Source organism: Mesorhizobium sp. LNJC394B00 (genome assembly GCF_000502555.1).
GTDB lineage: Bacteria > Pseudomonadota > Alphaproteobacteria > Rhizobiales > Rhizobiaceae > Mesorhizobium.
On record NZ_AYWH01000007.1, the window covers coordinates 1 to 18,604 of the forward strand.

Here is an 18,604-nt window from a genome sequence, read left to right on the forward strand (position 1 = left end):
GTAATTGATCAGGCTGGTACTGTTGGAAGGCTTGATCAGCCTCGTCACCCCAATCTCCAGCATAGCTCACTGTCACGCGGCCAACGTGCCTCCGTAGCTAACATCTACGTCAGCGTTGAAGAAGTACCCTGCGCCACGGGATGTTTTGACCAGGCGAGGGTTGGCCGCATCAGCCTCCAGCTTTCGGCGCAAGCGCATGATTAGGACATCGATACTTCGATCGTACACCTCTTCTCCACGCACACGGCTCGCGAGCAAAAGCCGTTCTCTGGATAGCACGTTGCGGGGGTTCTCCAGAAATGCGATCAAGAGATTGAACTCACATGCGGTAAGCTTGACCTCGCCACGCTCCGCACAGATCAGTCGCCGCTGCTTCACGCTGAGCTTCCAGGCCCCAAAGCGAAATGAGCGCTGCTCTCTGGTTCGCGGACTAGAAATGCGCTGGCGTAGCGCTACTCGAATGCGGGCCAGGAATTCGCGCATCCCGAAAGGCTTGGGAATGAAATCGGTTGCGCCGAGCTCCAGTGCAACCACTTTTTCCGCCTCATCAAGCCGGTCGCCGCTGATCACTATGATANAAAGCGAAATGAGCGCTGCTCTCTGGTTCGCGGACTAGAAATGCGCTGGCGTAGCGCTACTCGAATGCGGGCCAAGAATTCGCGCATCCCGAAAGGCTTGGGAATGAATCGGTTGCGCCGAGCTCCAGTGCAACCACTTTTTCCGCCTCATCAAGCCGGTCGCCGCTGATCACTATGATAGGAACATCCGATTTTGTCGCCAGATTGCGGACGATCGCAAGTCCATCCTCCCGGCCTAGGTTAAGGTCAACAACCACGAGATCGACTGGCTCACGTGAAAGAACATAGTCAAACTGCTTGCTATCGTGGACTGCGGTTACCTTCAGGGCATGCATCGNCTGGCTCACGTGAAAGAACATAGTCAAACTGCTTGCTATCGTGGACTGCGGTTACCTTCAGGGCATGCATCGTGAGATACTCGGCGATGAGGCGCCGCATTGCGGCATCATCGTCAATGACAAGAACATGTTTCAACGGCACACCTTCAATCTTGAATCCCCTTGTCTAAACCTGTTGCCGAGCAACCCTGGGGCACCGACCCAGAACAGCTGCTCCTTGATACCACTCGCCGTTGCGTGCGGCCAATGTGAGGCCGTGCTCGTCCTGTTCTTTTCATCCCCAGCGAATTGACCGCACCAAGGCAGCCCGTGGCCACCAGACAGGTCCAAGCGCCGACATGACCCTGCCGTGTGGTCCTTCGCTTTTTCGCTTCGAGCTCCCCCGTTGGTGCAGGCCTGCCAATATCACTCAAGTTCGACCTCATGGATGCCAAGTTTCCTGCTATGCCCTTGCATCCTGGTCATCCTGGAGTTTGCGGACCTGGATCATCTCGATATCCTCCGGCTCGTGGATCCAGCTCGGACATGGTTGAGCAGCGCGGCGTTTGGCTTGATCGGAGAGGCGGTCGGCGGAAGAAGACCGTGATTCGCTGCAGCGGCCTTGTGCAAAATAGTGCGTCTCCTGCCAAGCCGGCTTCGTCCAAGGTGGCCGGCGGCCTCAAATGCTGTTCGGCGACCGGCAGGTCGCCGGTTGCGGTGAACGTCCGGGCTAACATTTCAGTTACTGCAACTCCTCCATCTTGAGCGTGTCACTATGCTTGTCCATTGCGCCGTCGGACTCCGTCAATGACGTGCGGTTATCTGCCGATTGAACTGTGCATGATCCACCCTTTGGCGGCGGCGGCCGAACAGCTGAACGAGGCTCGCACCAGGATGGGCTGCGCCGCCACGTCTTCCCAGTTGACCCTCGCCGCCGCGGATTTGCGCCTTCGAGCCAGCTTCGCGGACGAGCTCGCGTCTCAAGCAATGATCTGAGTGTGCAGGGCCGCGCATGGCTGCTCTTTAAGGACCGGCAGCATACCGGCAAAGTTGGGCCGCTTTATCGCCTTAGTCGATTCCCCACGGTGATCCCGAGCCTGAACAAGCCCGCCAAGCTCCCCATTTTGTCCTTGGCTTGGCGCTGACAGAAGTACCATCCATGACGCCAAAGTCGTGGCCCACACTCCAGGAGCAACGGACGGCCGGGACGAGCAAAATCCTGTACAGGAGTCATTGTACCAAGACGCTCCGGATGTCGCTGGCTGATCGGGCCCGCGCCACCCACGCATGCGCAAGATGCTTACCCACGCTGATACGAACACGGTCTTTGCTTCAATTGAAACCGAAAAGCTGAACTTGAACATCACACAGTAACAAACCTCCCCGATAAGCGCGTGCCGGACAGGGCCAGAACCCGTCCGGCGGCTTGGAAAGGTAGGTGATAGGGAATGTTTATTGCAGCTTGGCCGCTGGCCGTCGTCCTGTTGACATCCATGTCACTCCCAGCCGAGCCCGCGCCACTTTCCCCGCGTGAGTTCCGCAGCCTGTCGCGCAAATGCGCTCCCTGGGTTGCGCCGTCCACCCTCGCCGCGATTGCCAAGATTGAAAGTGGCTTTGACACGCTGGTGGCTCATGACAACACCACAGGTGAGCAGCTTCGCTGGATAGACCAGCTAGAAGCCACGCGGGGCATCAAGGAACGCCTCGAAGCACAACATTCTGTCGATGTTGGATTGATGCAGATAAACAGCAAGAACTTTGCCATGCTCAATCTTACGCCGGAAAGGGCTTTCGAGCCCTGCGCCTCGCTTTCGGCTGCCGCCCACTTGCTTGAAAGCCGGTATGCCGGCGGCACCACTGCTGTGGCACAGCAACTGGCGCTTCGCCGTGCCATCTCGGCCTATAACACGGGCGACGTCACGCGTGGCTTCGCCAACGGTTATGTACGCAAGGTCGAGTCGGCCGCAAAGGACATCTCAAGTCTCCTTGAGCGAACGCTGGAGCCGACTGCTCGAGATGTGCCGCACCTTGAGGCACCCGGTCGGAAAGCCGTGCCGCCTCTGCTCCAGCAGAGCCAACAGGCCAATAGAAAGAAGCAGCCCAACCAAGATTCTTGGGACATTTGGGGCTCGTATCAGCCAGACCGCTCCGGGGCCGATCCCTCCGGTCCGACAGGCAGCCAGGCTGCGAAAGCACGGGAACCCGCGAACCCGAACAAACTCGTATTCGATTGAAACATGGAGATGCAATGATGACGCCACTCAAGATACTTCGTGCGCTTAAAACGCGTGTTCCTTCGCCTTTTTCCATGCTGCGCATGGCGGCTGAATATGTACCGGCCGCTGCTGCAGGCGCGGCGTGGACGGTCTTCTACAGCGGGCCAGCCGCGGCTCAGGTGACCGGAGGGACGGATCCTGCCAAGATGGTCCAGAATATCTGCACGTTCATACTTGGCCCCTTTGGACAATCACTGGCCGTGCTCGGGCTCGTAGCCATCGGTATCTCTTGGATGTTCGGTCGTGCTTCACTTGGCCTGGTTGCGGGTGTCGTTGGAGGGATCGTCATCATGTTCGGGGCCAGCTTCCTGGGCAAGGCGCTCATAGGCGGCGGCTGATGAGCGACCGGTTGGAAGTGAGCACCCTCTATGTGGCGGCGACGCGCCCCGCACTGTTTCTGGGGGTGCCGCTGACGCTGGCCGGATTGCTCATGATGTTGGCTGGGCTTGTTATCATTATCCTTCAGAACCCGCTCTACGAAATCGTTCTCGTGCCACTCTGGTTCGGAGCACGGCTGGTTGTTGAGCGTGACTATAACGCGGCAAGCGTCGTGCTGCTCTATTTGCAGACGGCCGGCAGAAGCGTGGACGGGCCGGTCTGGGGAGGCGCAAGCGTCAGCGCCAATCCGATCAGAGTGCCGAAACGCGGAAGAGGAATGGTGTAATGTTCGGCGCCAGCGGCCGGACCGAGAGGTCTGGCGAGATCTACCTTCCGTATGTTGGTCACGTAAGCGATCAGGTTGTCCTTCTGGAAGACGGATCGATCATGGCCATGGCACATGTGAACGGTGTGCCCTTTGATTTGGAAGACGCTGAGATGCGCAACTCGCGCTGCCGCGCGTTCAACACTCTCTTGCGCAACATCGCCGATGACAATGTCTCGATATACGCTCATCTTGTGAGACACAACGATGTGCCGGCGCCGGCGCCGCGCCAGTTTCAAAGTGCATTCGCTGGCAGTCTGAGCGAGGCCTACGAGCGTCGTGTGCTGTCGGGAAAGCTCTTTCGCAACGATCACTTCCTCACTTTGATCGTGTCCCCCCGCACCGCAATCGGCAAGATCGGCTTGCGGATTGCCAAGTCCCGCAGACGGAATGAGCACGATCTAGCCACCCAAATGCGGAGCCTGGAAGACCTCTGGCACATCACTGCTGGCGCACTCGGCGGTTACGGTCTGCGCCGGTTGGGCATTCGTGAGAAAGGCAACGTGCTCTTCACGGAAATCGGCGAGGCGCTTCGGCTCATGATGACTTGCCGGTTTCTTCCGGTTCCGATGGTTACCGGCTCACTTGGCGCCTCCATCTACACTGACCAGGTCATCTGCGGGAAGCGGGCGCTTGAGATTCGAAGGCCCGGGGATAGCTCCGTCGGATCATTGTTTTCGTTCCGTGAATATCCGGCGACGACGCGGCCGGGCATGCTAAATTCCTTGCTGTCCGCCAACTTCCCGCTTGTCCTGAGCCAGAGCTTTTCCTTCCTCACTCGCCCACAAGCTCATGCCAAACTAAGCCTTAAGTCCAGCCAGATGACGAGTGCCGGCGACAAGGCTCTCACCCAGATCAATGAACTTGCCGAGGCAGAGGACGCACTGGCAAGCAACGAATTCGTGATGGGTTCGCATCATCTGAGCCTGTGCGTCTATGCCGACAGCCTCAATAGCCTTGCAGATCGCGCAGCAAGTGCCCGCGCACGGCTGGCCGACGCGGGCGCCGTTATCGTCCAAGAGGGCATCGGCATGGAGGCCGCATATTGGTCCCAACTTCCGGGGAACAACAGGTGGCGCACGCGCCCGGGGGCGATCACCTCACACAATTTTGCCGGGCTCGTCTCATTTGAGAACTTCCCAAGCGGTTCCAGTTCCGGCCACTGGGGCAATGCTGTTGCGCGCTTTCGCACAAACGGTGGAACTTCTTTCGACTACATCCCCCATGAGAATGACGTCGGCATGACGGCAATATTCGGGCCCGTTGGCAAAGGCAAGACGACGCTGATGACCTTTGTCCTCGCGATGCTTGAGCAAAGCTTGGTCGATCGCAATGGTGCGATCGTCTTCTTCGACAAGGATCGGGGTGGTGAACTGCTGGTGCGAGCCACGGGAGGGACATATCTTGCGTTGCGCAGAGGCGCTCCGAGCGGCTTGGCCCCTCTGCGTGGACTGGACAACACCTCCGCCTCCCGGGACTTTCTGCGCGAGTGGTTGATGGCCCTGATCGAGAGTGACGGCCGTGGTCCGATCTCGCCGGAGGAAAGCCGTCGGCTGGAACGCGGCATTGTTCGTCAGCTTTCGTTCGAACCCCCTATGCGCTCACTTGCGGGCCTGCGCGAGTTCCTATTGCACAGCCCCTCCGAGGGCGCAGGAGCACGGCTGCAGCGGTGGTGTAGAGGGGGGGCGCTTGGATGGGCCTTTGACGGCGACGTGGACGAAGTAAGGCTGGATGCCTCCATTACGGGCTTCGACATGACGCAGCTCCTGGAATATGAGGAGGTCTGTGCACCGGCCGCCGCATACCTTCTGCATCGAGTGGGCGCTATCGTCGATGGTCGTCGGTTCGTCATGAGCTGCGACGAATTTCGATTCTATCTACTCAACCCCCAATTCTCGGCCGTTATCGACAAGTTCTTGCTCACGGTCCGCAAAAACAACGGCATGTTGATACTCGCAACGCAGCAGCCTGAACACGTTCTGGAATCGCCTCTCGGAGCTAGTCTCGTTGCGCAATGTATGACGAAAATTTTCTACCCATCACCGACGGCGGACCGCTCTGCGTATGTCGATGGCTTGAAGTGCACTGCGCAGGAGTTCGAGGCAATCCGCCAGGGAATGGCAATCGGCAGCCGCAAGTTTTTGCTCAAGCGCGATAGCGGGAGTATTGTTTGCGAATTCGATCTTGGGCAGATGCGCGAGTACGTAGCCGTACTCTCGGGGCGGGCCAACACAGTGCGCTTTGCCGACCAGCTTCGTAACCAGCACGGAGACGCCCCAAGTGGGTGGCTCGACAAGTTCATGGCCCGGTACCACGAAGTTCAAGACTGACGGAGGAATATTCATGAAATTTGCCAAACTTGCAGTAACGACCCTTGCTGCTTCCCTTCTGCTTCACGGACAGGCCCGTTCGCAATTTATCGTCAGCGACCCTGTAACAGAAACACAAGCGACCTTAACAGCGCTTTCCAATGCGGCGATCCTTGAGAGGTCAATCGAGACGCTCGCTACCACGATTGAAATGGTGACAATTCTAACGTCGTCATTCGCTGTCACGGGACTGCTAAGCTCACTTAACCAAGGAAATCACTACCCGTCGAGCAATAAGCTGGAGGAGCAGATGTTTGATGCTCGGGCGCCAGCTTCGATTATGGCCCGTAACATTGCGAAGGACCCAAATCGGATAGTCAACGGCACCGATTCAGAAGCGAAACTGTTACAGGGACAAATCGCCGGGGCCGCCAATGCCGCAGCTATTGCAGCCGACACTTTGGGCATGATGGACAAGCGCCTTAAGGATAACGCCGGCACGCTTGGTCAGCTTTCCCGCTCGGGAAATATTATGCAGGCCACCGTGACCAACGGTCTGGTCCTCAAGCAGATTCACGATGCGATGATCCAAAATGTCCAGGCCACGAGTCTGCTGACAATGGCCACTGCACAAGGGAGCCTTCACGCCGTGGAGGAGGCCGCCACGCAGCGTCGCGAACATCAGGACACCGCTAATATGTTTAGCATCCTCCCGTAAACCACACAGAGTTCATCAGGCTCAGCTGCGCTGATCAGGGACACATCAGGCTCACGCCATGAATTTTAAAATTCCCGCGCCATTCACGACTATACACACGATCTTTCATGGGGCCTTCACGTCCGGGCTGCACAAAGTGCTTGAAAACGTCCAAGCGGCGGTCAGTGCGCCTCTGGTTGCGTGTGTCACGCTCTGGATAATAATCCAAGGCTGTCTGGTCATGCGTGGTCAAGTCGATGCGCGCGGGGGTATCTCGCGCGTAATCATGGTGTCGATTGTCGTCGCCCTTATCTTAGGGCAGGCCAACTATCAGCAGTACATTGAAGCGCTCTTCGACGACACGATTCCGAGGTTGGCTCACGACATCAGTGGCAGCGACTTGCCCTTCATCGGAATCCCCCAGAAGCTCGATCTTATGTTTGCTTCAAGCCAGTATGTCTTTCAGCTGATTGCTTCCGAAATTGGGCCTATGAACGGCCAGGACATACTTGCTTTCGAGGGAGCGCAATGGATTTTCTACGGCGCGCTGTGGACAGCGTTCGAGATCTACGATGCCGTTGGAATTCTGACGAAGGTGCTCTTGACGATCGGCCCCCTGGTCCTTGTAGGCTACCTTTTTGATCACACTCGAGACATAGCCACCAGATGGATCGGCCAACTGCTCTCGTACGGGCTGCTGCTTCTCCTCCTCAACATCGTTGCAACGATAGTAATCGCTGCCGAAGCAGTCTCGCTGGCAGCCATGCTTTTGATGATCAAATTCTCGGGCACGACAGCAGCCAAGATCATCGGGCTTTACGAGCTCGACATGCTTTTCCTAGCTGGTGACGCTCTGATCGTCGCGCTTCCGACGATCGCCAGCAGCATCGCCGGCGGCTCTTGGGGAGGTGCGAACCGACCTCTTAACAGCCTCAATCGCCACTTTGCCAAAACGGCGGGTGCTTAATCAATCGACAAGCTCGGTGCCAAAAACATGAAATATTGCCTACTTCTGTCAATCCTCGCTTTGGCCGCCTGCAAGACGAGCCATGGGCTTGCGACATGCGCGGGTGCCCCATTCCAACTGAACGTGGGACAATGGGAAACCACCCCTGAGGATCTTCAGGTCGAATGCGCGGAAGAGCCAAAGTGAAAGTTCCTGAACATGCCCTTCTGGTGGAGAGAGAAACGCTAGCCGCCCACTATAAGAAGGTGGAAGCGTTTCAAACTTCACGAGCGAAGTCTGCGCGGCGCCTGTCAAAGGCCCTGATAGCCTTTGCCGCAGCGGCGGTCCTAGGAAATGTTGCCCAGGCATTTACCATTGCTGCCATGGTCCCGTTGGCCAAGCTCGTACCTGTGTTCCTCTGGGTCCGGCCGGATGGGACCGTCGACAGCGAAGTGTCAGTCTCTCGACTGCCGGCAACCCAAGACCGAGCCGTCATAAATGCTTCGCTGTGGGAATATGTACGCCTGCGCGAGGGGTACACAGCAGATACAGCCCAATACGCCTATGACCTCGTATCCAGTTTCAGCGCGCCGGCTGTGCGACAGCAATATCAAGATTTCTTCAACTATCCCAATCCCACCTCGCCGCAAGTCACGGTCGGCAAACGCGGCAAGCTCGAGGTCGGGCATATTTCTTCAAACGACATCAGTCCGGACGTTCAACAGATCCGTTACAAACGTTCGCTTGTTGTCGATGGGCAGATGCCGATAGTGACCACCTGGACAGCTACCATCCGCTACGAGCGCTTGACGGGTCTGCCTGGGCAATCGAGGCTCACCAATCCGGCAGGTCTACTCGTCACTTCCTATCAAAGCTCGGAAGATAGCGTATCGAACCTGGGCTATGTGCAGCCATGACAAAAAGAGCGTTTCTCGCGCTGGTCTGTTCACTCTTCTTAACGATGGAAGCGTCCGCGGAAGACACACCACTTGCCGGCAAGCACGATGCGCGCATGCGCTACCTGGCTTACCGTCCTGACGAAGTGGTGCGCCTGTCTACCGCAGTGGGGGCAACGCTGGTTGTCACATTCGCGGCCAACGAGACAGTCGCAGCCGTGGCCGTTTCCAATAGCAAAGACCTGGCTGCCCTCCCGCGCGCCAACTATCTCTTTTTTAAGGCTAGCCGGATGCTCCCGCCGCAGCCGGTCGTCGTGCTGGCCGAGAGTGAGTCCGGTACACGGAGATACGTCTTCAGTATTTCAACGAGAGCGATGCCAAAACTCGATGAGCAGCAACCTGACCTATACTACAGCGTGCAGTTCACCTATCCTGCTGATGAGGCTGCTGCTCAGAGAAAGGACGCAGAAAGGCGCTCGATTCTTGGTCAGGCCCGGGCGAAAGTGCTGCGCGACGAGAGAGTTCAGGATTTGTTGAATCGGCCCGCCGCAACTACCAGTCCGGACGAAAGCAATTTTCACTACGTCGCAAAGGGCGATCGATCGCTGGCGCCGCTGGAAGTTTTCGATAATGGCTTTACCACTGTATTTGGCTTCGCAAGCAATTCCCGCATACCCTCCCTCTACATTATCAATCCCGACGGCAAGGAAGCCGCTGCCAATTACACGGTCAAAGGAGACTATGTTGAAGTATCCGCAGTCGCCCGGGAATGGCGTCTGAGAGATGGCAATACGGTCTTGTCCATTTTCAACAGGGCTTATGACCCTGTGGGACGAGCGCCAGGGACCGGTACAGTGACACCCGACGTGTGGCGCGTTTTGAAAGGCCCGGCCGATGAATGAAACCGGCCCACAGTCGGGACAAGATGTCCATGCCTCAGGATCGATGGTCTCGGAGCCGGCCCGCCGGCATGTTTCGGGATTGCAGAAGTTGGCCGTCGCTGCTCTCGTTCTCATCTCATCTCTATCGCTCATCTGGCTCGGCGGTCGTCCCAGCACACAAGACGAGCCAACTCAGCCAAAACCTCCAATTGTCGCCGACGCCGAGCCATTCCGCCCCGTGCCGATTGAGATTGCTCCCGAAGCTCCAGCACCCGTACAGGCGGCGCAGGCAGGAGATCCTGCGCCATCCACGCCGCCTCCGGCGCCAGCTGATCCGCCGCCGGAGGAAACACCAATTTTCGCCTACAGTGGCAGCGGTCAAATGCCCAACGACGGTCAGCGGAGCGAAGACAACCATAGGGATGCTCCCGCGACCTCGCATGAGATTTCAGACGCTGGCGATCTGACGGGCCGATTGAAGCCAGATATACAGGAGCCAAGCCGGGCCACACTTTTGCCGCACCCTGATCTCGTGATTACCCAAGGAACGATAATTCCCTGCATTTTGCAAACGGCAGTCGACACAAATTTACCGGGTTATGTGAAGTGCGTCTTACCTAAAGACGTCCGCGGCGCCACCAACAACGTGGTGCTTTTGGATCGCGGGACGACCGTGATTGGCGAGATCCAGCGTGGTCTCCAACAGGGGGATGCGCGTGTCTTCGTGCTGTGGACGCGCATCGAAACGCCTGACCATGCCCTCGTTTCGCTAGCGTCGCCGGGCGCTGACGAGCTCGGCCGCTCCGGAATGCCTGGCACGGTGGATAATCACTTCTGGCAGCGCTTTGGCGGAGCAATGCTCATGAGCGTCATTCAAGGCGCGTTTCAGGCCGCCGGTCAATACGCTGGCAGCTCAGGTGGAGGAAGCGGCATCAACAGCTTCCAGAGCAACGCCGGACAAGCCGTTGACACGACCCTTAGAGCAACGATCAACGTTCCGCCAACTCTGAAGAAAAACCAGGGAGATGCTGTATCCATCTTTGTGGCTCGGGACCTCGATTTCTCAGATGTATACGATCTTAGACCGATCGCCGTGGCGCCAGCCCCCCAACATCGCCAACGCCGGAGAGACAACAATGCGACCGGAGGCTGACCCTCAATTGCGTTTGCTTCTCAACCCTGTTTTGAAATGGCTTGAGGAGCCAAGGACCGAAGAGGTCGCTATCAACCGGCCTGGGGAAGCCTTTGTCCGACAGGCCGGCGTTTTCACGAAACATCCGCTACCGCTATCTTATGACGATCTGGAGGACATCGCGATCCTCGCTGGAGCGCTGCGCAAGCAAGATGTCGGACCGCAAAGCCCCCTCTGTGCGACTGAGCTGCCGAACGGAGAGCGGCTGCAGATCTGTTTGCCGCCCGCTGTTCCCTCAGGAACAATAAGCCTGACGATACGGCGTCCCTCAAGTCGTGTGACCGAACTCAAGGAAGTTTCTTCTCGCTACGAATACTCGCGTTGGAATCAATGGCGGTCACGAAAGGAGCGCCAAGAGCGGCAGGACGAAACGATTCTTCAGCACTACGACCATGGTGACTTGGAGCAATTTTTGCGAGCATGCGTTTGCGGGCGGCTCACGATGCTGCTTTGCGGACCTACTGGAAGCGGCAAAACGACAATGAGCAAGACTTTGATCAACGCTATACCCCCGCAAGAGAGGCTGATAAGTATCGAGGACACGCTCGAACTTGCAATCCCGCACGAGAACCATGTCCGATTACTCTATCCGAAGGACCGAGCAAGCGTAGGTGCGGTGACAGCCGAGCAACTGTTGCAAGCCAGCTTGCGCATGCGCCCTGATCGAATATTGCTTGGCGAGATGCGCGATGATGCTGCTTGGGCCTACCTTAGCGAAGTCGTCTCCGGCCATGCGGGATCAATATCAACGATTCATGGGGCGGATCCGGTCCAAGGCTTTAAAAAGCTCTTTTCACTCGTCAAGAGCAGCCCGCAAGGAGCTGCTGTGGAAGACCACACGCTTCTTGACCTGCTGTCGGCTGCCATTGACGTCATTGTGCCGTTCAGTACCCACGGCGACGTGTATGAGGTGGGGGAGGTGTGGCTCGCCGCCGATGCCCGGCGACGCGGAGAGACAGTAGCCGACCTTCTTAACAAGCACTAAGGCTAGAGCTAGAGCACGTCGGGGATCGGTAAGTCGTTTGTGATACGATGGCGTAATTTGTTCAGATTGAACGTCCACTTTGATTTGAAGGAGGTGGATAATGGGAGGAGGACTGGGCGTAGACCTTCGGTCACAAGTCTGAAGTCTTCGGGCGCCCTGTCGGCGCGGCAAGTCGCGGCACGATTCGACTGGGTGTATCGAGCGCGTCCGCTGAATTGCGCGGGCGACGCTCACCGATCTGGTGCCGATGCCTGCTTCAAAAGCGGCATCGACACCCGGCAGGTCGTACCCTTGATTTAGCTAGCCGCGCTCAATGAATGTCTTCAAAGCCGCCGAACGTGGTTCGGAATGACCGGTGGTAAATCGGGAAGTGCCATATAGGGAATCTCCTGGTATTGCCTCCAGGGGGTCCTCTCAATGAACAAAGCCGCAACCTGCCCTTGCGACCTCAGCTGGAGTTTGCGACGCAACCCATAGGAGGATCGATGCGCAGAGAAATCGCAGGCAGAGTCGGTGGCATTGTGGGCTGGCCGACCGACGGTTTCAGCCCGTCAACAGGTCTTCACGTGTTCCATCCCCGACTATTGCAGGCGTGCGGCTTGCATGCTCCCGCGATCACCCATCGGAAAGAGCGTTACGAACACTACGAAGAGTTGCGCGACTTCCGCTGTCGCCCCGGTCTTACAGCGGACGGTGACCTGTCCGACCTTGATAGGACGTGAAATGCGAACGCTGCTCATTGATCATCATGTGGATCTTACGCGCGCTGTGCGAGTTGCGCTCGGGGATAGCGGTTTTGCCGTTGATGTAGTTGGCAACCTGGAACAGGCGTCGAGGGCATTTTGTTGCGCAACCTATGAAATTCTCCTGCTGGAGTTGGCTCTGCCAGATGGCGATGGCTTGGGCTGGCTGAGACAGCTAAGGAGCAACGGGCATTCAGTTCCAACCCTCATTATGAGTAGCATCAACGATCTCGAGAAGCGGATTGCAATTTTCAACGGTGGCGCGGACGACTTTCTGCTCAAGCCCGTCTCTTTCGATGAGCTCATCGCCAGAATGAGAGCCATTCTGCGCCGGTCGACACAGGTGACCGACCCCATCGTTGTATTGGGCAATCTCAATTTCGATCCGATCGGCCGACAGGTCTCGGTCTCGGGTCATCCTCTGAAGATCGCACGCCGCGAACTATGTATTTTAGAGCATCTGCTTATCCGTGCAGGCCGCATCGTGCCTCGTGCGCAGTTGGAAGATCACCTCTATTCGTTCAACGACGAGGTATCTGCCAACGCGCTTGAAGTCGGAATCTATCGCTTACGTGGACACCTGAGTAGGTCAGGTGCAACGCCACGTATCACGACTATGCGCGGCATTGGTTACATTCTTGAGTTGACTGAGGCGGCATCCGCATAGTTGGTCTAAATTGAAAGAACAGACTGCCTGCCCGTCGTCAGGTTGAGCTTGTGGCCATAATGGACATCGCGGCCGCCCTTGACGATGGTGTCGGCATGCGGTTCGAACGGCTCTGTCGCAAACCTTTTTGTAAGCGAGCATGGCAAGAAAAACGCCTCAGCTGTGGAGGAGCACGTGATGTTCAAGGGCCGCCATTTCGACCAGTCGGTGATCCTGCTGTGCGTGCGCTGGTACCTGGCCTACACTCTGAGCCTGCGCGATCTGGAAGAGATGATGGCCGAACGCGTTGAAGGTCGACCACTCCACTGTGCATCGCTGGGTCGCCCACTTCTCGCCGCAGCTGCTGGAGCGCTTCAACCGGCGCAAGCGTGTGGTCGGCAGCAAGTGGCATTGGACGAGACGTACATCAAGGTCCGCGGCCATGTATCTCTACCGCGCTATCGACATCCTCGGCGATACGGTCGAGTTCTTCTTTAGCGAAAACCGTAACCTGGTGGCGGCCCAACGCTTCCTCCGCAAGGTGCTGACGCGCCATGGCCGGCCGGAGCGCATCGTCATCGACGGCAGCCAGACCAATTACGAAGCAATCCTTTCCTGCGACGCTGAAAGCCGGCTGCGGCAGCGATCGCGGCGACCGCTGAAGCCGATCCGCTCCGCAATCGCCGGCATCTCAACAATCGGATCGAACAGGATCACCGGCGTATCAAGCCGCATTCGATCCATGCTCGGCTTCAAGTCGCATGCGAACGACGTGGTCATCCTCTCCGGCATCGAGATGATCCACATGATGGGCCAGCGACAGGCGAGGTATGCCTACAAGTCTGTCGATCGCTGTTTCGATCTCCTCGCTGCCTGACGGACAGGCCGAAATGGCCGTTCACAACCCCATTTCCAGGTTTGCGACAGAGCCTTTTGTCGGCGTTGCCGGCTTCGAAGGGCCGGTGCGCGCCCAGCGGATCAAGATCACCCACGGCCACCTTGCTGCGGCCACTCGCCGAGTACGAAGCGGTGGCCGGAGGAAGCTGGTGATGACGACCCTAGATCATGACCTGCTGATCGCAATCCTGGATCGGCTGAAGTTGACGGCGATCCGCGACCAGCTCGACACGCTCATGTCGAGCAAGATCGCGCAGTTCCCGTTTGTCCGCGAACTCGACGGCTTCGGCTTCGACGCGCAGCCATCGGTCTGCTTCAGCCAAACGTATTCATAGTATGGGACAGGCTGCTATGTCCGCCACCCACGCCTGCTCCGAGGCCCTCCAGGGCAATGGTCTGAGACCTGGGCTCAAGCCCTTCGGCGAGGAGGATGAGACGCCGCTGGAGCTCGGGTGCAAGCGCTGCCACGCCTCGCTCCGAGGCCCCACAAGGCCGAAGCGCAGTCGCCGGGGTCACGAGGTCTCACGACGACGAGACGCTGCTGGAGCCCGGTTGCAAGGGCTGCCACAGTTGGCGTGAACCTGAATCCGCCTTTCTTGAGGCGTTGCGACTATCATCGCGGCGACACGCAGCTCTTGATTTGTGTGCGAAATCCTCAGCAGATCCATCGGGCTGAGCCGCTCAGCAATATCAACGAGAATGTCCAGCGGCAGATCAAGGATACTCAGAGGAGGAAACGCTCTTGAGGCTCAGAGCGCGTCTGCTCCACTATAGATCAGGATGATTCACCGGGTCCTTCAACGCCAGCCGCCGGTTCCGATGAGAGAATTGTCCCTGATATCACGCTCGATGGAGTTAAATGCCGAGATGGGCGCCTTGCCACGCTCCTCAATGCCCCTCATGATTCACCGCCTATAGCTACCAACTGAATGAATCATCGTGATTGTCGCGCAGCGGAATCCTCAAGGATCGGGCAGTTCGTAGGGGGCGCCGGTTTGACCAGGTTGAGCCCGCGAATTGCTCGATCAGACAAGATCCTAATTCTCGACGATGCGGTGAGGCTCGAACGAGATCCTCGGGACGCACTCCAAGGTTTCGATCATGTTCGGCACACAAGGAGAGGGCGGCATGCTGCCGCCCTGTCCGCTGTAAGCTGATAGGGGCTGGATTAAAAATCCATACCGCCCATCCCGCCCATGCCGCCCATACCGCCGCCGCCCATGCCGCCAGGCATGCCGCCGCCAGCCGACTCCTTCTTGGGAGCCTCCGCGATCATGGCTTCGGTGGTGACGAGCAGGCCGGCGACCGANCCGCCGCCAGCCGACTCCTTCTTGGGAGCCTCCGCGATCATGGCTTCGGTGGTGACGAGCAGGCCGGCGACCGAGGCCGCGTCCTGGAGGGCAGTGCGCACGACCTTGACCGGATCGACGATACCCATGGCGATCATGTCGCCATATTCGCCGGTCTGGGCGTTGTAGCCGTAGGTCGCGCCCTTGTTGTCGAGGATCTTGCCGGCGACGATCGAAGCTTCAGCACCTGCGTTCGANGCGATCTGACGGGCCGGAGCCTGCAGTGCACGACGAACGATGTTGATGCCGGCAGCCTGGTCGGCATTGACGCCGGTGACCTTGATGTTGGCCGAAGCGCGCAGGAGAGCGACGCCGCCGCCTGCAACGATGCCTTCTTCCACGGCCGCGCGGGTCGCGTTGAGGGCGTCGTCGACGCGGTCCTTCTTTTCCTTGACTTCGACTTCCGTCGCGCCGCCGACGCGGATCACCGCGACGCCGCCCGCGAGCTTCGCCAGACGTTCCTGCAGCTTCTCCTTGTCGTAGTCCGACGTGGTCTCTTCGATCTGCTGCTTGATCTGGGCAACGCGGCCCTGGATCTCGNGCTTCTCCTTGTCGTAGTCCGACGTGGTCTCTTCGATCTGCTGCTTGATCTGGGCAACGCGGCCCTGGATCTCGTCCTTCTTGCCGGCGCCGTCGACAATGGTGGTGTTCTCCTTGGAGATCGACACCTTCTTGGCGCGGCCGAGCATGTTGAGGCCGACATTCTCGAGCTTGNATGGTGGTGTTCTCCTTGGAGATCGACACCTTCTTGGCGCGGCCGAGCATGTTGAGGCCGACATTCTCGAGCTTGATGCCGAGGTCTTCCGAAATGACCTGGCCACCGGTGAGGATGGCGATGTCTTCCAGCATGGCCTTGCGGCGATCACCGAAGCCCGGCGCCTTGACGGCGGCGATCTTCAGGCCACCGCGCAGCTTGTTGACGACCAGCGTGGCCAGAGCCTCGCCTTCGACGTCTTCCGAGATGATGAGCAGCGGCTTGGAGGTCTGCACGACGGCTTCGAGAACCGGCAGCATGGCCTGGAGGTTGGACAGCTTCTTCTCGTNAGCGGCTTGGAGGTCTGCACGACGGCTTCGAGAACCGGCAGCATGGCCTGGAGGTTGGACAGCTTCTTCTCGTGCAGGAGGATGTAGACGTCCTCGAGCTCGGCAACCATCTTGTCGGCGTTGGTGACGAAGTAGGGCGAGAGATAGCCGCGGTCGAACTGCATGCCTTCGACGACTTCCAGCTCGGTCTCGGCGGTCTTGGCTTCTTCAACCGTGATGACGCCTTCATTGCCGACCTTCTGCATCGCTTCGGCGATCATGGCGCCGACCGACTCGTCGCCATTGCCGGCGATCGTGCCGACCTGGGCAACTTCCTCGGAGGTCTTGATCTTCTTGGCAGCGTTGCCGAGAGCCGCGACCACTTCGGTCACGGCCAGGTCGATGCCGCGCTTCAGATCCATCGGGTTCATGCCGGCGGCAACCGCCTTGTTACCTTCCTGGACGATCGACTGCGCCAGGACGGTCGCGGTCGTGGTGCCATCACCGGCGATGTCGTTGGTCTTCGAAGCAACTTCGCGGATCATCTGCGCGCCCATGTTTTCGAACTTGTCGGAAAGTTCGATTTCCTTGGCGACGGTGACGCCGTCCTTGGTGATGCGCGGTGCGCCGAACGACTTGTCGATGACGACGTTGCGGCCCTTGGGACCGAGGGTCACCTTCACCGCGTCGGCGAGGATGTTGATGCCGTGAAGCATGCGCTCGCGCGCGTCGCGGGAGAATTTTACGTCTTTGGCAGCCATTTTTTAGCTCCTGGCAGGGGCTTGCGATCAAGCCCGAAATTCAGTTGACGGTGAGGCCGATAATCAGCCGATGATGCCCATAATGTCGGATTCCTTCATGATCAGAAGGTCTTCGCCATTGAGCTTGACTTCGGTGCCCGACCACTTGCCGAACAGGATGCGGTCGCCGGCCTTGACGTCCAGCGGGACCAGCTTGCCGGCTTCGTCGCGAGCGCCGGAGCCGACGGCGATGATCTCGCCTTCCTGCGGCTTTTCCTTTGCCGTATCCGGGATGATGATCCCGCCGGCGGTCTTGGATTCGGATTCGACCCGGCGTACGACCACGCGGTCATGAAGCGGGCGGAACTTCGACTTTGCCATTTTTTCTTCCTCGAATGAGAACGGTGAGAGCTGTTCCTCGATCCGGCGGTGCCGGATGTGCGTTAGCACTCACCTGGGGAGAGTGCTAACGTGCGCTGAAATAAGCGCGTGGCTTTCGAGAGTCAAGGCGAACGGTGAGCACAATTGTGCCAATTGGAGCCGTGCCGCGATCCGACGGCAGACCCTACCGGCGCCGCGGCGATATAAGCACCAGAAGCGGGCATCGTTCCGCCAGCCCATAACCCCCTGTCGGTGCGAGGCGGACACGGCCGAAAAACCGGCTCGCCTCTTCGACCAGCGTCGCCGCCGGGGCGAAACTGTAGACAGTCTGCGAATTCGCATAGACATCGATGGTGCCGATGACCGGCATCTCCCATCCGGTCGTCGCGGCAAGGGCCTCCCGGTCGGCAAACAGCGCATCGAAGGCGTCGAGGATCGCCCGCACCGGAATGGCGCGGTCGGGATCGCCGCCGGCACAAGCCATGGCAATGCGCCATTTGAGTTCGTGGAAGGTCGCGACACCACCGGACAGCGTCAGCGCCCGGACCTCCTGCAGATCGTCCGGCACCTGAGGGCTTGCATAGGCGCGCAATGCAGCCCGCCCATCGGACTTCAGCACACGCGCGATCTCGGCAAGCAGCGCCTGCCGTGCAACCGAGGAGTCCAGCGCCGACAGGCAGCCGTCGCCGATCACCGCCCCGGCGCTTTCGTCGCCCAGCGGCAACTCCAGCCAGTTGCCGATCACCGCCTTGCGTGAGGCGGTATCGCCCGGCCAGATGCCCGATATCATGGCAGTGGACTCGTCGATCGCGAGCATGGTCCTTCCGAGGCCGGCAAGCTCCGGCGTGACCCCGAGCAGCACCACATCGACCGATTGCAGGCTAAGTTCGCGCTCATAGGCGGCGACAGCTTCCGGGGGCGGACACAGCGGCGACCCGAGAAGCCGCCAATGACGGCGAATTGCGTCCCAATGCTCAGTCATGCGGAACGGTTTGGGGAAAGGCTGGACATATTTCCTTCCAGGCTGTTGGTTGCCTTGCGAGTT

16 protein-coding genes and 4 pseudogenes are annotated in these 18,604 nt (G+C 58.7%); 15 read left to right on the top strand and 5 right to left on the bottom strand.

What is annotated here, in order from left to right; translation table 11 throughout:
• Positions 1-72 precede the first annotated feature (72 nt).
• A pseudogene (locus X751_RS143420) lies at positions 73-576 on the bottom strand (winged helix-turn-helix domain-containing protein); the annotation flags it as partial.
• Between the two features lie 47 nt (positions 577-623).
• Positions 624-1,052 (bottom strand): annotated as a pseudogene (locus X751_RS08590) (response regulator); the annotation flags it as partial.
• Positions 1,053-1,702: 650 nt separating this feature from the next.
• Between X751_RS08590 and X751_RS143415 the strand changes: the two are divergent.
• The 15 genes and pseudogenes from X751_RS143415 to X751_RS1000000165895 form a co-directional block, all read left to right on the top strand.
• Positions 1,703-1,891: a hypothetical protein gene (locus tag X751_RS143415; protein ID WP_023685158.1), complete on the top strand. Its 189-nt coding sequence runs from the start codon at positions 1,703-1,705 to the stop codon at positions 1,889-1,891.
• 452 nt (positions 1,892-2,343) lie between these two features.
• On the top strand, positions 2,344-3,129 hold the full coding sequence (locus X751_RS143410; protein ID WP_023685157.1) for a type IV secretion system lytic transglycosylase VirB1: 786 nt from the start codon (positions 2,344-2,346) through the stop codon (positions 3,127-3,129).
• A 74-nt stretch (positions 3,130-3,203) separates the two neighbouring features.
• On the top strand, positions 3,204-3,509 hold the full coding sequence (gene virB2, locus X751_RS143405) for a pilin major subunit VirB2 (RefSeq protein ID WP_023673707.1): 306 nt from the start codon (positions 3,204-3,206) through the stop codon (positions 3,507-3,509).
• Positions 3,509-3,835 carry a type IV secretion system protein VirB3 gene (locus X751_RS143400; RefSeq protein ID WP_023673706.1) on the top strand — a complete coding sequence of 109 codons (327 nt, stop codon included), beginning with the start codon at positions 3,509-3,511 and terminating at the stop codon, positions 3,833-3,835. Before virB2 ends, X751_RS143400 begins: the two co-directional genes overlap by 1 nt.
• The gene (locus X751_RS143395; RefSeq protein ID WP_023685155.1) at positions 3,835-6,204 is read left to right on the top strand and encodes a VirB4 family type IV secretion/conjugal transfer ATPase; all 2,370 of its coding nucleotides are present in this window, start codon (positions 3,835-3,837) and stop codon (positions 6,202-6,204) included. The genes X751_RS143400 and X751_RS143395 overlap by 1 nt, the downstream gene beginning before the upstream one ends.
• Before the next feature lie 13 nt (positions 6,205-6,217).
• A complete protein-coding gene (locus tag X751_RS143390) occupies positions 6,218-6,901 on the top strand; it encodes a type VI secretion protein (protein ID WP_023673704.1) in 684 nt (227 codons plus the stop codon).
• Between the two features lie 58 nt (positions 6,902-6,959).
• Positions 6,960-7,847, top strand: coding sequence for a type IV secretion system protein (locus X751_RS143385; RefSeq protein ID WP_023673703.1), 888 nt, complete (start codon positions 6,960-6,962; stop codon positions 7,845-7,847).
• Between the two features lie 27 nt (positions 7,848-7,874).
• Positions 7,875-8,033 (top strand): type IV secretion system lipoprotein VirB7, encoded by a 159-nt coding sequence (locus X751_RS1000000165880; protein ID WP_081731114.1) that lies wholly within the window; start codon positions 7,875-7,877, stop codon positions 8,031-8,033.
• Positions 8,030-8,743 carry a type IV secretion system protein VirB8 gene (locus X751_RS143380; protein ID WP_031247156.1) on the top strand — a complete coding sequence of 238 codons (714 nt, stop codon included), beginning with the start codon at positions 8,030-8,032 and terminating at the stop codon, positions 8,741-8,743. Before X751_RS1000000165880 ends, X751_RS143380 begins: the two co-directional genes overlap by 4 nt.
• Positions 8,740-9,624, top strand: coding sequence for a TrbG/VirB9 family P-type conjugative transfer protein (locus X751_RS143375; protein WP_023673701.1), 885 nt, complete (start codon positions 8,740-8,742; stop codon positions 9,622-9,624). Before X751_RS143380 ends, X751_RS143375 begins: the two co-directional genes overlap by 4 nt.
• Complete coding sequence (gene virB10 / locus X751_RS0133820; protein WP_023685153.1) at positions 9,617-10,756, top strand: type IV secretion system protein VirB10; 1,140 nt, start codon at positions 9,617-9,619, stop codon at positions 10,754-10,756. The genes X751_RS143375 and virB10 overlap by 8 nt, the downstream gene beginning before the upstream one ends.
• On the top strand, positions 10,740-11,780 hold the full coding sequence (virB11, locus tag X751_RS143370; protein WP_023673699.1) for a P-type DNA transfer ATPase VirB11: 1,041 nt from the start codon (positions 10,740-10,742) through the stop codon (positions 11,778-11,780). The genes virB10 and virB11 overlap by 17 nt, the downstream gene beginning before the upstream one ends.
• Before the next feature lie 723 nt (positions 11,781-12,503).
• On the top strand, positions 12,504-13,190 hold the full coding sequence (locus X751_RS143365; protein ID WP_023745445.1) for a response regulator transcription factor: 687 nt from the start codon (positions 12,504-12,506) through the stop codon (positions 13,188-13,190).
• Positions 13,191-13,476: 286 nt separating this feature from the next.
• A complete protein-coding gene (locus X751_RS1000000165890) occupies positions 13,477-14,046 on the top strand; it encodes a DDE-type integrase/transposase/recombinase (RefSeq protein ID WP_156936400.1) in 570 nt (189 codons plus the stop codon).
• Positions 14,047-14,218: 172 nt separating this feature from the next.
• Positions 14,219-14,377: pseudogene (locus X751_RS1000000165895) on the top strand (ATP-binding protein); the annotation flags it as partial.
• An 857-nt stretch (positions 14,378-15,234) separates the two neighbouring features.
• Here X751_RS1000000165895 and X751_RS01000000164030 read toward each other — a convergent pair.
• From X751_RS01000000164030 to X751_RS143350, 3 genes and pseudogenes are all read right to left on the bottom strand, one after another.
• Positions 15,235-17,199, bottom strand: a pseudogene (locus tag X751_RS01000000164030) (chaperonin GroEL).
• A 63-nt stretch (positions 17,200-17,262) separates the two neighbouring features.
• The gene (groES, locus tag X751_RS143355; protein WP_006203049.1) at positions 17,263-17,559 is read right to left on the bottom strand and encodes a co-chaperone GroES; all 297 of its coding nucleotides are present in this window, start codon (positions 17,557-17,559) and stop codon (positions 17,263-17,265) included.
• Between the two features lie 184 nt (positions 17,560-17,743).
• Positions 17,744-18,541 carry a methyltransferase domain-containing protein gene (locus X751_RS143350; protein ID WP_023745448.1) on the bottom strand — a complete coding sequence of 266 codons (798 nt, stop codon included), beginning with the start codon at positions 18,539-18,541 and terminating at the stop codon, positions 17,744-17,746.
• Between the last annotated feature and the right edge of the window lie 63 nt (positions 18,542-18,604).

Bases quoted from the DNA above. Each gene is read 5' to 3' on its own strand.
- X751_RS143365 (WP_023745445.1), top strand. From the start codon at position 12,504: ATGCGAACGCTGCTCATTGATCATCATGTGGATCTTACGCGCGCTGTG.
- X751_RS143400 (WP_023673706.1), top strand. From the start codon at position 3,509: ATGAGCGACCGGTTGGAAGTGAGCACCCTCTATGTGGCGGCGACGCGC.
- virB2 (WP_023673707.1), top strand. From the start codon at position 3,204: ATGCTGCGCATGGCGGCTGAATATGTACCGGCCGCTGCTGCAGGCGCG.
- X751_RS143385 (WP_023673703.1), top strand. From the start codon at position 6,960: ATGAATTTTAAAATTCCCGCGCCATTCACGACTATACACACGATCTTT.
- X751_RS143395 (WP_023685155.1), top strand. From the start codon at position 3,835: ATGTTCGGCGCCAGCGGCCGGACCGAGAGGTCTGGCGAGATCTACCTT.
- X751_RS143415 (WP_023685158.1), top strand. From the start codon at position 1,703: ATGACGTGCGGTTATCTGCCGATTGAACTGTGCATGATCCACCCTTTG.
- X751_RS143410 (WP_023685157.1), top strand. From the start codon at position 2,344: ATGTTTATTGCAGCTTGGCCGCTGGCCGTCGTCCTGTTGACATCCATG.
- X751_RS143350 (WP_023745448.1), bottom strand. From the start codon at position 18,541: ATGACTGAGCATTGGGACGCAATTCGCCGTCATTGGCGGCTTCTCGGG.
- virB10 (WP_023685153.1), top strand. From the start codon at position 9,617: ATGAATGAAACCGGCCCACAGTCGGGACAAGATGTCCATGCCTCAGGA.
- X751_RS143375 (WP_023673701.1), top strand. From the start codon at position 8,740: ATGACAAAAAGAGCGTTTCTCGCGCTGGTCTGTTCACTCTTCTTAACG.
- groES (WP_006203049.1), bottom strand. From the start codon at position 17,559: ATGGCAAAGTCGAAGTTCCGCCCGCTTCATGACCGCGTGGTCGTACGC.
- virB11 (WP_023673699.1), top strand. From the start codon at position 10,740: ATGCGACCGGAGGCTGACCCTCAATTGCGTTTGCTTCTCAACCCTGTT.
- X751_RS1000000165880 (WP_081731114.1), top strand. From the start codon at position 7,875: ATGAAATATTGCCTACTTCTGTCAATCCTCGCTTTGGCCGCCTGCAAG.
- X751_RS143390 (WP_023673704.1), top strand. From the start codon at position 6,218: ATGAAATTTGCCAAACTTGCAGTAACGACCCTTGCTGCTTCCCTTCTG.